The following is a 15,158-nucleotide window of genomic DNA, read 5'->3' on the forward strand; positions in this document are numbered from 1 at the left end:
TATGAATTACTCTTCTTTTCATTGATGACATTTAGGAGGAATATCTTTAACATAACTACTGAGGTTCTTCGAACGAATTTATAGACTTAAGAACGATAGCTTCATTTATATCCTTTATTTCACTTTGTTTACCGCTTAGGGTGTATTAATAATTTCTATTTATGTAAAAAAGAGCTGTATAAACAGCTCACAGTTTGACGACAAAGGTATTTTTATAATAGGTTATGAATAATAATAAATGGGTTTATTCATTCTATTAAAAGTAAGATATTGAATACTCTATTGGAACTGTTTATAAGGCAAGGTCCACCACGAAGACTCCAGTGGGAAAAGTGATGTGCACCCAAAATGTTGGACTTAAAACTAACTTGGGGGTGCACGTTATGAACATAAAAAAAGCAGAAGTAATTGATGCCTTTTTTGAGAAAGGAATGTCATTAAGAAAAATCGCACGCGACCTGGGTGTCGATAAGATGGTTATTAGTAGTTGGATAGAAATCTATCGATTTCATGGAATGGAAGGATTAATGGCTCCTGCTTGTAAAGGTTATGAGGAATCTTTTAAAATACACGTAATACAACATATGATAGAGACAGCTGAACCTTATTCAAAAGTAGCTGGTCGTTTTAACATTCCCAGTCGTGCAACCATCTGGAAGTGGATGCATCAATACATGTCAGAAGAGGAATGGACGCTCTATTATTTGAAAAGGGAGCGTCGTGATATGAAGAAAAAGCAGCCGAAACAAGGTATGACAGACATCGGAAAATTACAAGAAGAGCTTGAATACTTAAGAGCAGAGAATGCTTATTTAAAAAAGTTAGATGCCTTAGTTCAAGAAAAAAAGAAGTCCCAACCAAAGAGAAAGTAAGAGTGATTGATGAATTAAGGCATGAATTTCCTCTACAAATTTTATTACATGTTTCTGAAGTAAAAAAAGCAACTTACTATTATCATAAGAAGAACTTAGAGAAGGCAGATAAATACGCAACGATAAAAGAAGCGATTGAACGTATATTCTACCAACACAAAGAGTTGTACGGGTATCGCCGAATTGTTTTAGCCTTACGCAAAGAAGGATTTTTTATTAATCATAAAACGGTACGCCGCTTAATGAATGACCTTGGTTTACATGGTGTTCAAAAGGCAAAGAAATATCGTTCGTACCGTGGCGAGGTTGGTCAGATTGCGAATAATAAAATCAATCGTCATTTCGAGACAGAAAAACCAAATCAAGTATGGCTAACAGATGTAACAGAATTTAAAGTAGCCGGCAATAAACTTTATTTATCCGCCTTTTTAGATGTGTTTAACCGGGAGATTGTCGGTTATTCTATTACACAAAACCCGAACTTTGGACTAATACAAGATTCTTTTGGAAATGCGATCAAACGGGCAAATTTATCTCTTCAAGATCAAGTATTGATCCATTCGGATCAAGGCTGGCTGTATCAAATCCCGCGTTTTCAACAGTTGATAAAACCTTATAACATGTCACAAAGTATGTCACGCAAAGGAAACTGTTTAGATAATGCCTTAATGGAAGGTTTTTTTGGTATTTTAAAAAATGAATGTATCTATCGAAATTCATTTCGCTCTTTAGAAGAAGCGACGCAAGAAATAGAAACCTATATTGAATATTACAATACACTACGCATCAAACAAAAACTCAATGGGATGAGCCCCATTGAGTATCGCTTAAACTATGAAAAAGCGGCATAATAAGAGTACAACTTTTGGGGTTCATATCAAAGCTTGAGCTGAAGACCCCGCAGGAACGTAGTGACGAGGAGGCTAAAGCCAAGCCCACGGAAAGCGAAGTGGTGGGCCTTGCCGAGTTTAATATTCAACTCTATACACCTAAAATTGAGTTTGTCTACAGTCTGAGAGTTGTATAAACAGCTCATTATGTAAAGCACTATATTATTTTCATTTTTCGATCGCCATCCTCAAGTTCGAGATGACTCCTAGTAACAATATTAATGAACAAATCATTTTCTCAAAAGGTGTTCCTAGCAATTGTTGTACAAAACCAACTGACCAGAGTACTACAAAAAGCCAACATATAACGGTAATTCCTCTTCGGTACTTCTTTAATACATTTTTACTTATAAAAAGCGTAAATCCTATTCCAATAATAGAAATAAAAATATTGATTATAGATACTGGTAACTGAGTAGTGAAGGATTCAGAACGTCCGCCATTAATCCATGTTAACGGAATAATTCCGCTTAGAATAAGAAGATGTAGTAAGATAGTCAAAGAGTAAAAAACAATCCCTAGTATTACAGCAGTTTTCAGATTAATTTCTCTCAGTTTTTCTAACGTATAATCATCTCATTTCTTCCCATTTTATAATAGGTTCTAGTTATGTACTTATTCCTATCCTTTTTGAAGTATGACACTTAACGGCTAAAATATTTTCCTGTTAACTTTCCTGCTAAGTAGTGCATTGCTCTTCAAGTTAAACATCTTCGTACCCTTCTCCCACTTTAATCAGTAACTTTAAAATATATTCTAAACAGCTCTTGTCCCTAAAATAGCATATAAAAAAGGAAAGTATCCTGTAAAAGACAGAATACTTTCCTAAGATAGCTTACTTTATTTAATTATTAAAGTTAGTGCTCTATCATTTCGTGTGCAATATCATGTCCGTCCAATTCCGACGAGTAGTAAGTTGGCCAATTTGTAACTTCTTCTAGTAGAGCCGTACGGTCGTCACCCCAATATAAATGGAAGTGGTCAGATTCATTCGGACTAATGCTATGATCACTAAATTGAATAAATTGAGGCAGTCCATCACTCTCTCCTACTAATTTAAATATGTATCGGACCCCTCTGTTTCCAGCTTCATATGTTAGTATTTCATATCCATCATTGATATATTGCCCGGAATACTCTGTTTCTCCTTTGTAGAAAGTAACTTTCTCCCCTTGAATTATAATTCGCTCCACATTCGTCTTATAACCTTTGTCATAATATCCCTTAATCTCTTCGGTTGTCTTAGAATCGTCCAGCTCAGCTTTATATTCGAATACTTCGTCAAGTGTACCGTCTTGAAGATAGGGATAAACGGACTGCCAATCGCCTTCCAAATCCGAAAGGGAACGATTACTTACCTGGCTATCATCGAAAAACCCATCGTAAATTTCTGTCTTTTCATCATGTCCATGACTATGTTCATGATCATGGTCATGCTCTTGCTCACTAAAATCTGTTTGACTTTCTGCACTGTTTACTTCTTTTTCAGTGGAGGCCCCATCTGGTTCTGAATTCTGACAACCTACCAATATTGAACTTATGACTACTACACTTAACCCTGTTGCTAATGAAATCTTCATCTCTAAATCTCCTTTTCATAAATCGTAATGATTACTATTTAGAAGTATATACATGTCTTTTTTAAACGTCAAGTAAAAATTAACATATGGAGAATAGGACAAAATGGGTTGGGAGACTAATGTTATCTAACTAAAGCTCAGGTGGTTAAACAATATGTCATTATGTATAATTAGTTCATCAAGAAATGTCGAGAATTCATAAGGTATTTTCAACTGCTATTAATAACAGTTGAAGAGTCTGCGAAATACGAACACTTTCACCGATTTGGAGGAGCAAACGATGAAATCTAAAATTCAGTTCTTATTATCAATGATAATCTTTGGCACAATCGGTGTGTTTGTTCGATACATTGATTTGTCTTCTAGTGAAATAGCTTTACTACGCGGTTTAATCGGCAGTTTGTTTTTAACAACTGTGATGTTCCTGATGAAAAAGAAAATTTCGTGGGCAATAGTTAGAGTAAATGCGCTTATTTTATTACTATCTAGTATTGCTTTGGGTGGAAATTGGATTTTCCTGTTCCAAGCATTCAAGCATACGACTCTTTCTAATGCGACTTTAAGTTATTATTTTGCACCAGTTATTGTTCTAATTGTTTCGCCATTTGTACTCAAGGAAAAATTATCCGTGAAGAAAATAATTTGTATTGCTGTAGCTATGCTCGGTATGTTATTCATTGTTGGTAATGGTGGTGTAAATACATCTGGATTGAATGACTTAATTGGCATTGGTTATGGTTTAATGGCAGCTGTGTTATATGCTTCTTTAATGTTGCTAAATAAGTTTATTAAAAACATGGATGGGCTAGAAACTACTGTCCTTCAACTGGGAACAGCCACAATACTTCTCATGCCATATGTTTTCTTTACGGAGGGATTTGGAATTTTAGAAGTATCTAGTTCTTCCATTCCTTTTATATTAATCTTAGGGGTTATACACACGGGTATTGGATTCTTGTTATTCTTCTCAGGTATGCAAAAACTAAAAGGACAAAGCATCGCTGCACTAAGCTATGCAGATCCAATCACCTCATTAGTAATATCTGCGCTTATCTTGCAAGAGCAAATGACTTTTGTGCAAATACTTGGTGGTGCATTACTTTTAGGTGCAACATTTGTTAGTGAAAATAATTCTATTAATCTCCCAAACAGATTAAAAACAACAACTAAATGATTTAACAAAACAGTAGGAATATGAGATTCCTACTGTTTTATCATTTAAAACTAAGATACTACGTATATAAATTGTATTTCTATTCGTATCTTAGCCATACTAATGTATCCTTACTAAAATGGAGAATAGATGTATGAATAAGTTACAATATGTTTTAGCCGTTTGTGCTTTCGTTGTATTTTGTGTTTTATGGATAACTTATGAAACACCATTCATCCAAGCTTTTGATGAGGTTGCTTTTAATACGTTATATGGCAACAGTTTTATTGCAATATTCCATTATTTAGGTGAAACCAAGTTTATTTTTGCGATTATGATACTTGTTCTAATCCTCCTTTGGATTCGAAAACAAGACTACAGGTTAATGGTTTTTGTCCTACTATCCATCGGGGTGGGATATGGTTTATATCAATTTTTAAAACGAATTATTGAACGTCCTCGACCTGAAATTGTAGATCAGTTTTCTACTTTTAGTTTTCCATCCGGACATGCTTTTCATGGGTTAGTTTATTTATTAACAATCTCCTATCTAATTACGCTACATATTAATTCGAAGAAAATATCGCTCATCGTTTGGATTTCAGCCATTATATTAGCAGTGCTCATTGGATTTTCTCGAATAACAGAAGGACGTCACTTTGCTTCGGATATTGTAGCCGGGTGGCTGCTTGGCTATAGTTGGTTCATCCTTTGCGTATGGTGGTTAAACAGAGAACATCGGAATTTAAGCGAACAAACAAAAAGACTTAAGTCCACTAGAACTTAAGTCTTTTTGGTATTCCTATAAAATGTTCATTAGCTAGTCTTCTTCGGCGTAAACCAAGTAATGATAAACGCTATTATAGAAATTACAAACATATAGAAATACGTGTTACTTGCCGCATTAATATAAGCAGTATTAGACTCTAACGAGACATTCACTAATTGAATCGTATAGATTGTCATTATAACAGCTGTCCCTATTGCTCCCGCGAGCTGACGAACCGTATTATTAATAGCTGATCCGTGAGAAGCTAATTCTTTTGGTAAGGCATTTAAAGCAGCGGTATTTAACGGCATTGTGATAAATGCTAAACCAATACGCAATAAAATTGTACGAACTAAAATATATATTGTGGTTGTTTCGGGTGATAAATCAATAACCGCAAGCATCGATATCGCGATTAACCCTGTTCCTAAGATAAACAAAGGTTTTGCCCCAAATTTATCGAATAACTTCCCAGTTACTGGAGAAAGTATGGCATTAATAATTGCCCCAGGTAATAATAACAATCCTGCACCGAGTGCAGTAAACCCCCGCCCGTCCTGCAAATAAATCGGCAGCAATATTAAATCGGCATACATTAAAATGGTAATAACAATATTCACAACTGTCGTCATCGTAAACACTTTAAATTTAAAAACACTTAGATTCAATAGAGGCTCCGCAGATTTTATCTGTCGGTAACAGAACAAGATTGTTACGAGCAAACCTCCAACAATGGAAGTAAGGACGACTAAATCATCCCATCCTCGGCTACCTGCACTACTAAAGCCGAAAAGAACAAATCCAAACCCTAAAGTCGAATATATCACACTTACTATGTCGAGTTTTGCTTTGGACGTTTCCGCAACATTCACTAAATATTTACTTGCTAGAATGATGATTACTGCTACAAATGGAATCATCATGATAAATAACCATCGCCATGATAAATATTCTAAAATAACCCCTGCTAAAGTTGGTGCAATTGCTGGTGCAAAAATAATGGCAAAACCAATCTTGCCCATAACCGCGCCACGTTTTTCCGCTGGGTATAAGTATACAATTACCGTCATCATTAATGGAATGATAATTCCTGCACCTACTGCTTGAATCATTCTACCTGTTAATAGTACGCCGAAATTATTGGCACATGCTGCAACAATCGAGCCAATCAGTAAGAATAACAAAGAACTAATAAATAACTGACGAGTTGAAAATCGTTTCATTAAGTATGCTGTAATGGGCACTAACACTCCGTTTACAAGCATAAAGCCAGTTGCTAGCCATTGTATCGTCGAGGTATTTACATTAAAAACAATCATTAAATCACTAAGTGCAACATTTAATAGTGTTTGATTTAAGGTAGAAAAGAAGGTTCCTGTAATCATAATGATAAGTAGTATTTTTTTGGTAGTACTTGAGATTTCGTTTGGCATATAAAATTCCTTCCCATATAATAAATATTATCGACAAAGTGTCTATGAAATATATTAGCAAAAACAAATTAACATCCGTATACATTCAGATCATTTCTGTCGATTAGTAGATAATTTATACGAAAAAGGACCGATTCATATGACTTATAAAGAAGATCCTCGTGCTATACGTACACAGGAAATGCTCAAAGAAGCCCTCTTAACACTACTACAAGAAGGTCATTCTCTACACCAGATTTCTATTCAAAAATTGACACAGCGGGCAAACTTGAACCGGACCACCTTCTATTTACATTATCAGAATATTAATGAGCTAAAAGAACATTTAACGAACGACATTTTCCAAGTACTAACAGACAAAATTGAAAATTTAACTTCCACCTTTGACCGAAATCGACAACAGCATTTACTACAGTTATTAGATTATCTTCTGGAACAAAGAAATCATATATTGGCTTTAGTACAGTTTGAACAAATTGAGAAACACTTACTTTTACTGATGAAAGATTTAATAGTTGTTAGAAGGAGTAATTCTAAGAGTATAGGTAGAAAAGTCGTTGTAGATCCAGATGTCAAAACTGCTTCTATTGTAGGTATCATTATGTGGTGGTTAAAAGATGGCCTACATTTAGATTCAACCTATATTGCCGAGCAAATTAATCTTATGTATCGCTCCTAGTTCACTACAAAAATATGCCAACACATCAATTATTCAATGTGTTGGCATTAATTATTTTTCAATTATTGAACTGTCATATTATCAAATGGAATTGATTCTCCATTTACTAGAACATCTATCATTTCGTGTTCTGGACCTGTTGTTACATAATACGTATTTTGCTTTATGACTTCATCTTTTAGATTGGTTTCATTAAACATAATATTTAACTTATCTCCTTGTGTTTCTAAATATGCTTCTACCTCTCCAGTTGAATGAAATATAATATAATAACCTTTTTCCCCATCATTAATTGATTGAAGCCTTAAACTGGAATTCACATATTCTTGTAAATCTTTAGGAACATTTTCAATTTCTTTAATACTCATTGTGGAAGAATTACATGCTGATAAAATGAAAAGCATTAAAATTCCTAAAACAACTATTTTCTTTAACATTGCTACCTCTCCCTATTAATTGGTTCCTATTTAATGTAGTCAATTAAAGTCCAGTCATATGTATGGATAAACCCTTTGTCTTTTTATTTTACTGACATTTCTAACCGGGTCTATATTTTAAGACTTGATGCAATATAAAATTCCCTCTTTTTCCTCTTTCCATTAATCATCCGAGTTATTTATATTTGCATAACTACATAGTTCGATCAAAGTCCCATCAGTTGATGCTGGATTTATATATATGAGTCTTCTTCCACGAATGTTGGTACGTAGTGTGTCCTCTAAAAAACGGACTCCCTTTTTTCTAGCGTCGAGTATGGCTTTGTCCAAATCGTTCACTCGATAAGCGATATGATGTACACCTTTTCCTCGTTGCTTTATAAATCGAGCCATTGGCGAGTTCTTGTTGGTCGGCGCAAGTAATTCAATCATTTTATCACTAGTTCTGACAACTGCGACATGGACTTCTACTCCAGGGGCATCACTCGTATATTGGTCCTCCAGTGTTCCATTTAACACATTCAGGTAAAAGGGAAGTGCGTCATCAATACTTCTTACTGCAATTCCGATATGATCTAAAACATGTTCCAATTTAGTTCCTCCTTCATTTTAGTTTTTAATGGCACGATAAATCCTTTTGATCGTTTCCATATGCAGGGCCTCATGATAAAAACTGAATAGAAAAGTTTCTCCAAGTGTATGAAATGTAATTCCAGCTTTGTTAGTGAAAGGCTCAGGCAATCTATTCTGTAGTTTTCCAGGTAAGTAATGTTCTATTCGTTGTTTTTGTGCAATTAGTTCCTCCGAAATATGTGCTAGAGATGGTGGTGTTCCAATCCAATCAGCGGGTTTCGTACCCGCACTAAAAAATACTTCATATGCTTCCGGAAGATTCATCTTATCGCTAGAAACACCAAATACAAGCTTTTCCTGTATGTATGCAATATGACCAAAGTTCCAACGAATATTATTCGTAAATCCTGGTGCAATAATATCTGCCAGTTCCTCGGGTATTTGTAGGATAGATTTTTCTGTTATTCCCCTTACTACTTGCATATGCTGAAAAATTGTTTGTTCCAATATTAATCCCCCTCTTTTCTCTTAACACTCCTGCTCTTAAATGTATTCTCTTTGACCACACTAAATCCCTTCCCTTTCTCCTATTAAAAGAGATTCCTCAAGTTTTTTAGAACTCTTTATTGTATTATGTATTCTTTTTTCCTTTTTTCTTCTATGTAATGGTTGTGAAGCGTTTGGCTAATCGCTAACTTACATCATTCTAGGGGGAAAATAAAATGACGATTTATCTAAAGGAATATCAAACTTTTGAAAGTGTTACTGAAATGGATGGACATATTAGATCGCATCTAACGGAGCTTTATTACAAGTTGAGTGATACGGATCGTACAGTGTTATCCTTCCTGGCACAATATGCTTGTAAGTATCCTGGTGCTGCTCATTTAAAAGTAAAAACAGTTACACAATTGATTAATAAATCGGATTCAACGGTTCGAAGATCGTTACTTAAGTTAGAAAATCTTCGTATTATTGAAAGAATCTCTACCATTCGACGTGTGGCAAAAGGTTATGGCGCTAATATTTTAGTCATTTTGCCTTACGTTGACCAATCGGAAATGATCAGTCGTGAGGTATCTCAAACTCTATTAATATCAAGCACTGAAGAGCATTTCACGGAGAAAGAAACCGATTATTCTTTAAGCCCTAAAAAAGAATTATTACATAATACGTATTTTAAAGATACTGCGGATAATTCTTTACATAAAAACTCAAATACATTCTACCAACAGTTTAAATCAACTATTTTCTCCATGCTTGGAAAAGACCAAAGGACAGTAAGTCAATTGTATGGCGTCTACAGAAGCTTAACTCACCGTGTCATTAATTGCTTCCCTCAGTACAAAGATTTCTATGAAAATGTTGGATACCAGGCACTATCAATCTCCTTACATGCTACTAAAAAGAAGAAAATTCATAATCTTGCAGGTTATTACGCAGGTATTTTTGAAAAGATTTGCCAACGAGACTTATTTGAATTCTATGAGGAATTGGAGGAATGATCTCTTGTGAAGCAAATGAAGCTACTGTTTACCACTTTAACATTGGTTATTAATAGGCATTGTTTATTACCTGTCTTATTTCTGTTTTTTTCTCTAGGAAGTGTTGAATTTGAAATTAAAAACAGCGAGTTAGCAAACGATTTATCGTTCACTTACTCGCTGTGAAATAGCTCCGAGGACTTTACAGTGCTCTTAAAATTACTCAAACAGATTCTATTCTATTTAAGAGGGCATTCCCATAATCGCTTTAGGCTCCAGGAATTCTTCAATCCCATAATCTCCCCATTCGCGACCAATGCCGGATTGCTTAAAGCCACCAAATGGGGCCGATATGTCTGATTTACTATTATTGATTCTTATTTGTCCTGCTCGAATATTTAAAGCCACTTTTTTCAGTTCTTCTTTATCATTTCCGAATACGTAACCAGCAAGACCATATACGGTATCGTTGGCGATTTTAATAGCTTCGTCAATATTCTTATACATAATAACGGACATAACGGGGCCAAAAATTTCCTCCTGCGCAATTGTCATATCATTTTGCACATTCGTGAAAACAGTTATTTTGGAAAAGAAACCACGCTCCATTCCATCGGGTTTGCCAGGTCCCCCGATAGCGATAGTGGCTCCCTCTTCCTGTCCTTTTTGGATATAGGATTGAACGGTTTCCCATTGTTCTTTGGAAACCTGCGGCCCCATAAATGTACTTTCTTCCTGTGGATCGCCAACAGGAAACTCCGTTACTAATTCTTTCATTGCTTCTATAAAATCGTCATGCATTTCATCATGTACTATCACTCGTGTTGCCGCGGAGCATACCTGTCCCGTATTTGTAGCAATTTGAGTTAATGCAGTTTTTGCTGCTTCTTTTACATCAGCATCCTTTAAAATGACTAATGGAGATTTTCCTCCAAGTTCCAATGATACATTTTTAATACCATCTGCTGCATTTTTCATCAAACTACTTCCGACTTCTCCCGAGCCAGTAAAAGATACCAAATCGACATCCGGATGAGAGGAAATTGCCTCCCCTACTATTGAACCGGAACCATTCACTAGGTTAAATACTCCTTTAGGAACACCAACTTTATCAAAAATCTCCGCTAGAATAATAGATGCAAAGGGAGTTTTAGATGCAGGCTTCACTACTAAGGTGCTCCCTGCTGCCAATGCACTAGCGAGTTTTGTAGAAATTTGATTGGTTGGGAAATTCCATGGGGTGATAAGTCCAGCTACACCAATCGCTTCCTTTTGAATATAAGAATTTTCTCTTTCCTCTATGAATTCGAAGGTTTTCAACTCTTCTGCAGCCTGCCTAAAATGTTGAAGGCCCATTTGATAATGGATTTTCTCTGATTTGGTGATTGGAGCACCAAGTTCTTCGGTTATTATTTTTATCAAATCATCTTTCCGATTTTCGTATTCGTTTGCAATATCCTCTAAAAGTTTTATCCGGTCATCCACTGATGTTTTTGAAAAAGTTGGAAACGCTTCTTTGGCAGCCTCCACAGCTCGATCCACGTCATCTTTCGTGCCGCTGCTAATCTTACCAATTACTTTCTCTGTTGCAGGGTTTACTACTTCAATTGTTTCTGAACCAGTAGAATCCACCCATTCCCCATTGATGTATTGTTTTGTATGATTAAGCATAATAAAACTCCTTTATAAAATTGACTTATTTTATTTGTTCCCTTTTTGGCTGTTCGTAAACAAGTGGATACCAAGGATGGGGGTGACTTCTTTGGTGGAGCAGTAATTCCTATAACAAAAAATGACCCCCGAGTTGAAGTCGGAAGTCATTTTAAAGGTTTACTTATTGTGCTGTATATCCGCCATCCACCGTTAGAACATTTCCAGTCATAAAGGAAGAATCATCTGAAGCCAAGAATAGTACTGCTTTAGCCATTTCCTCTGACTGCCCTAGACGCTGCATTGGGGTCATCGTTTTTAATACTTCTTTGCTTTCTTCCGGAATAATCGGTGTATCGATGAAACCTGGTGCCAGTGCATTTACACGAATATTTTTGGTTGCATATTCTAATGCCAGTGAGCGAGTTAAGTTAATAACTCCGCCTTTTGCCGCATTATAAGCAGCAGATCCAGGAGAACCTACCCACCCATACATAGATGCAGTGTTGACAATTGTGCCACCACCAGATTTAAGCATTTCACGAATTGCATCACGCGCAACTAAGAATACGCCGTCTAAATCGACATTCACTGTATTCCGCCATTCTGCATACTCTAACTCTTCTGTAGGAGTAACGCGACCAATTCCAGCATTATTGAAAACTATATCTACTTTACCAAAAGCGGCGATGGTTTCTTTATATATATTTTGAACTTCTTCTTCACTTGTAATATTTGCTTTAACAAATAGTGCTTCGGCATTTTGAGCTTTTAGCTCTGCTTCAAACGCTTTGCCTTTTTCTACATTTAAATCTACTAACACAACTTTTGCGCCTTCTTCAACAAAAAGTCTTGCTGTTGCAGCACCAATTCCCGATGCACCACCTGTGATAATAGCTACTTTTCCTTGTAATTTCATTAGAAAATCTCTCCCTATCTAAATAAAATTTAAATATCTAAACTTTATATCTTGAATTGAAGATATTTATATTCTAAATATAGTCTTCTTACTTCCTAAAGTCAAAGTATTAAACTACCTAAGTTTCACTTTTTATGTCCACCGAGTAATCCTGCACGTTTTCTTGCAGTTCCTGCTTCTGTATATGAAACTGCACGTAAAACGGAAGTAGAACCGTATTTACTACGTAAGGCATCCATTGTTTTTCCAAGCTTCCGTTCCTTCCATTTACTTTCTTCGAACAAGCTTAGTTGCATGGAGTATTCTGGTTCTAAATTGGTAATCGAGATGGATAATTTTCGAACAGGACGGCGATCATAAAATTCATCAAAAATTTGCTCACATACTTTATAAATCGTCATGGTGGCGTTTGTCGGCTCATCAATAGAACGGGAACGATTAAATCCACCGCCAAATTCCTCTTTACTATACCCAACAGATAGATGTATGGTTCTTCCAACCATTTCCGCTTCACGTGCTCGTCTAGCTACGTCCTCGCACATTTCCAAAACGACTGCCATCACTTCTTTTTTACTACGATAATCTCTAAATAATATTTGTCCCTTACCATAACTAATCTGCCCTTCAGCAAGAGGTGCTCCGAGCTCGGATAGATCTACTCCCCAAGCATGGTAATACAGTTGGTTGCCCATTACACCAAACTTTTCCTCGAGTAAGGATAACGGGGTATTCGCCAATTGACCCACTTTAAAAATCCCCATATTGTTTAATGTTTTTTGAAGACGTGATCCTATCCCCCACATTTCAGTTAAAGGTGTTACCGGCCACAACTTTTCCTGAATATCTTCATATGCCCATTTAGCAAAGCCACTTTTTTTCGCCTCCAGGTCGAGTGCCAACTTAGCCATAAGCATGTTTGGCCCCATACCCACTGCACATGGCAACTGAAATTGAGCATATAATTCGTCTTGTATACGTTTTATCGTGTTTTCAATAGGTCCCCAAAGCTTTTCTGTTCCGCCAAGATCTACAAAACACTCATCGACACTATACACATGAATGGACTCATGTGGGACGAACTGATGTAAATAGCGTGTAATTTCCATCGATACTCGAACGAAAAACTCCATTTTAGGTTCAATAAGATGTATGGAAGGGTGATCTGGTATTTCAAACAAGCGAGTTCCAGTCTTCACACCAAACTGTTTTTTCATAGGTGGAGATGCAGCAAGCACGATACTTCCTTTTTGCTCCAAATTTCCGATGACTGCAATCGGTGTAGTCGTAACATCCAGGCCAGCATCTGCTGCTGCACAGCTCGCAAAAAAACTTCGTATATCAATACATATAATTTTCCGGTTTTTTAGTCCTTCATACATAATATTCACCACTCTCTTTCGGAACGTATGTTCTTTATAGTATATTACAAACAAACGTTCTTATTCAATGGTAAAAAATTGGGTAGATAGGCAAAAAAACGTTGTACTATTCGCTTTCTCCTTTTATTTCTCCTCGTTTAGCTCATTGATTTTTTGAATGGCATCATTGACAGTCTGGACTCCGATAACTTCTATTGGAAGATTTAATGATTCCACTACTTCATTGGCTTCTTCTAAATTTCCAAGAGGGAGAATTATATACGGGAGATTTATTTTATTTGCACTTAGAACTTTTTCTTTTACTTGACCTATTTCTATTACTTCCCCAGTTTTACTGATAGCTCCTGTCACACCAATTGTTTTTACATTTTTAACTTCCTCTTGTTCTATTAGACTGGATAATACGAGAGCCAAACCCGCACTGTTCCCATTTACATTATTTCTAGATAAAAATTCATCAATTGCTATATTACTCGTACTTAAATACGCATTTACATTCATGGACATCTGGTGAACATAATCTACTTCTAAATTGATACCAATCAATTGAATAAGTGCTATAGTTTTATTCGCATAGCGATGGATATTAGTAACTTGGTTTATATCAAAAATCATGGAGTGACTGTTAAGCTCTAAAAAATCTTGTTCTTCTAAGCCTTCCTCCAGTAGTACCTCGGTCGTATTTACACCCAACACGTAGATTCCAGAGCTTTTTACTAGTTCTTCTGGTGGATGATAAGATGATACGACATACCGGTTCCCTTCCATTGAAATCAGTGGTACTTCATATATCAATAAAAGAAACGAAGCGATAAAGGAAAATAGGAAGATATGTTTTAACGTGTTTGTTTTCCTAATTCCTAATAAATAAAATGGCCACAATATAACGAGCAATGCCAGGATGTTGCAAAAGAAAAAACTAGAAATATAATCGAGGAGAAACAAATAGAGCTCCGCATAGTAAACAAAAATTGTCATTACAAACGGAAGTATTTGATGCTTGTTTGTTGATTCAATTATCTTGATCACCGATCCTTCCGATACATACTCTTATACTAATTCGATTAGCTACTAAAAAAACCTTCCTATTGAATCCACAATTTCTAGGAGTCTTACCAAAGTTAAGTGCGGTGCTTGCGAAACAATAGAAACCTGATAGCTATTGCTGATTCGTTCATAGGAAATTTACATCAAATATCCAGATAACAAAGAAAAGCAAACGCTATTAGCTCGTTTGCTTCTTTTTCGATCAAATGGAGTTTTCCATACCTTCCCTTAAAAGCAGAAACTATCGTTCTATTGTTCGTGCTTGTCTTTGTAGAGTACTGTATACAGTTGCT

General features: G+C 35.8%; 16 protein-coding genes. 6 read left to right on the plus strand and 10 right to left on the minus strand.

The window, feature by feature from the left end; translation table 11 throughout:
- Window positions 1-383 precede the first annotated feature (383 nt).
- Complete coding sequence (locus MKX39_RS09125) at window positions 384-872, plus strand: hypothetical protein (protein WP_340769264.1); 489 nt, start codon at window positions 384-386, stop codon at window positions 870-872.
- Window positions 788-1,723 (plus strand): IS3 family transposase, encoded by a 936-nt coding sequence (locus MKX39_RS09130; protein WP_340771389.1) that lies wholly within the window; start codon window positions 788-790, stop codon window positions 1,721-1,723. Before MKX39_RS09125 ends, MKX39_RS09130 begins: the two co-directional genes overlap by 85 nt.
- Window positions 1,724-1,930: 207 nt before the next feature.
- On the opposite strand, the gene MKX39_RS09135 is transcribed toward MKX39_RS09130, so the two are convergent.
- Together MKX39_RS09135 and MKX39_RS09140 are read right to left on the minus strand one after the other, a co-directional pair.
- Window positions 1,931-2,263, minus strand: coding sequence for a hypothetical protein (locus MKX39_RS09135; RefSeq protein ID WP_340769265.1), 333 nt, complete (start codon window positions 2,261-2,263; stop codon window positions 1,931-1,933).
- 356 nt (window positions 2,264-2,619) lie between these two features.
- On the minus strand, window positions 2,620-3,342 hold the full coding sequence (locus tag MKX39_RS09140) for a ZinT family metal-binding protein (RefSeq protein ID WP_340769266.1): 723 nt from the start codon (window positions 3,340-3,342) through the stop codon (window positions 2,620-2,622).
- A gap of 280 nt (window positions 3,343-3,622) precedes the next feature.
- Here MKX39_RS09140 and MKX39_RS09145 point away from each other — a divergent pair, with 280 nt between their 5' ends.
- Both MKX39_RS09145 and MKX39_RS09150 read left to right on the plus strand, forming a co-directional pair.
- Window positions 3,623-4,516 carry a DMT family transporter gene (locus tag MKX39_RS09145; protein ID WP_340769267.1) on the plus strand — a complete coding sequence of 298 codons (894 nt, stop codon included), beginning with the start codon at window positions 3,623-3,625 and terminating at the stop codon, window positions 4,514-4,516.
- 133 nt (window positions 4,517-4,649) lie between these two features.
- Entirely contained in the window at window positions 4,650-5,282 is a 633-nt protein-coding gene (locus MKX39_RS09150) for a phosphatase PAP2 family protein (RefSeq protein WP_340769269.1), read from the plus strand.
- Window positions 5,283-5,311: 29 nt separating this feature from the next.
- On the opposite strand, the gene MKX39_RS09155 is transcribed toward MKX39_RS09150, so the two are convergent.
- Complete coding sequence (locus MKX39_RS09155; protein ID WP_093534121.1) at window positions 5,312-6,697, minus strand: DHA2 family efflux MFS transporter permease subunit; 1,386 nt, start codon at window positions 6,695-6,697, stop codon at window positions 5,312-5,314.
- Window positions 6,698-6,836: 139 nt separating this feature from the next.
- Here MKX39_RS09155 and MKX39_RS09160 point away from each other — a divergent pair, with 139 nt between their 5' ends.
- A complete protein-coding gene (locus tag MKX39_RS09160; RefSeq protein WP_093534119.1) occupies window positions 6,837-7,376 on the plus strand; it encodes a TetR/AcrR family transcriptional regulator in 540 nt (179 codons plus the stop codon).
- 62 nt (window positions 7,377-7,438) lie between these two features.
- Here the strand turns inward: MKX39_RS09160 and MKX39_RS09165 are convergent, their stop codons facing one another.
- From MKX39_RS09165 to MKX39_RS09175, 3 genes are all read right to left on the minus strand, one after another.
- On the minus strand, window positions 7,439-7,813 hold the full coding sequence (locus tag MKX39_RS09165) for a hypothetical protein (protein ID WP_093534117.1): 375 nt from the start codon (window positions 7,811-7,813) through the stop codon (window positions 7,439-7,441).
- Window positions 7,814-7,975: 162 nt separating this feature from the next.
- Window positions 7,976-8,404 carry a VOC family protein gene (locus MKX39_RS09170; protein WP_340769273.1) on the minus strand — a complete coding sequence of 143 codons (429 nt, stop codon included), beginning with the start codon at window positions 8,402-8,404 and terminating at the stop codon, window positions 7,976-7,978.
- Between the two features lie 18 nt (window positions 8,405-8,422).
- Window positions 8,423-8,893: a DinB family protein gene (locus tag MKX39_RS09175; protein WP_340769275.1), complete on the minus strand. Its 471-nt coding sequence runs from the start codon at window positions 8,891-8,893 to the stop codon at window positions 8,423-8,425.
- Between the two features lie 215 nt (window positions 8,894-9,108).
- Between MKX39_RS09175 and MKX39_RS09180 the strand changes: the two genes are divergently transcribed.
- Window positions 9,109-9,891: a helix-turn-helix domain-containing protein gene (locus MKX39_RS09180; protein WP_340769276.1), complete on the plus strand. Its 783-nt coding sequence runs from the start codon at window positions 9,109-9,111 to the stop codon at window positions 9,889-9,891.
- 222 nt (window positions 9,892-10,113) lie between these two features.
- Here MKX39_RS09180 and MKX39_RS09185 read toward each other — a convergent pair whose 3' ends face one another.
- The 4 genes from MKX39_RS09185 to MKX39_RS09200 all read right to left on the minus strand — a co-directional run bounded on the left by MKX39_RS09185 (window position 10,114) and on the right by MKX39_RS09200 (window position 14,847).
- Entirely contained in the window at window positions 10,114-11,541 is a 1,428-nt protein-coding gene (locus MKX39_RS09185) for an aldehyde dehydrogenase family protein (protein WP_340769277.1), read from the minus strand.
- 163 nt (window positions 11,542-11,704) lie between these two features.
- Entirely contained in the window at window positions 11,705-12,439 is a 735-nt protein-coding gene (locus MKX39_RS09190; RefSeq protein WP_340769278.1) for an SDR family NAD(P)-dependent oxidoreductase, read from the minus strand.
- A gap of 125 nt (window positions 12,440-12,564) precedes the next feature.
- Window positions 12,565-13,818, minus strand: a complete 1,254-nt coding sequence (locus MKX39_RS09195) for a Y-family DNA polymerase (protein ID WP_340762328.1) — start codon at window positions 13,816-13,818, stop codon at window positions 12,565-12,567.
- A gap of 123 nt (window positions 13,819-13,941) precedes the next feature.
- Window positions 13,942-14,847 carry a S16 family serine protease gene (locus MKX39_RS09200; RefSeq protein WP_340769279.1) on the minus strand — a complete coding sequence of 302 codons (906 nt, stop codon included), beginning with the start codon at window positions 14,845-14,847 and terminating at the stop codon, window positions 13,942-13,944.
- Between the last annotated feature and the right edge of the window lie 311 nt (window positions 14,848-15,158).

The sequence above is a fragment of the Psychrobacillus sp. FSL K6-1464 genome, from assembly GCF_038003145.1.
Taxonomy (GTDB): domain Bacteria; phylum Bacillota; class Bacilli; order Bacillales_A; family Planococcaceae; genus Psychrobacillus; species Psychrobacillus psychrotolerans.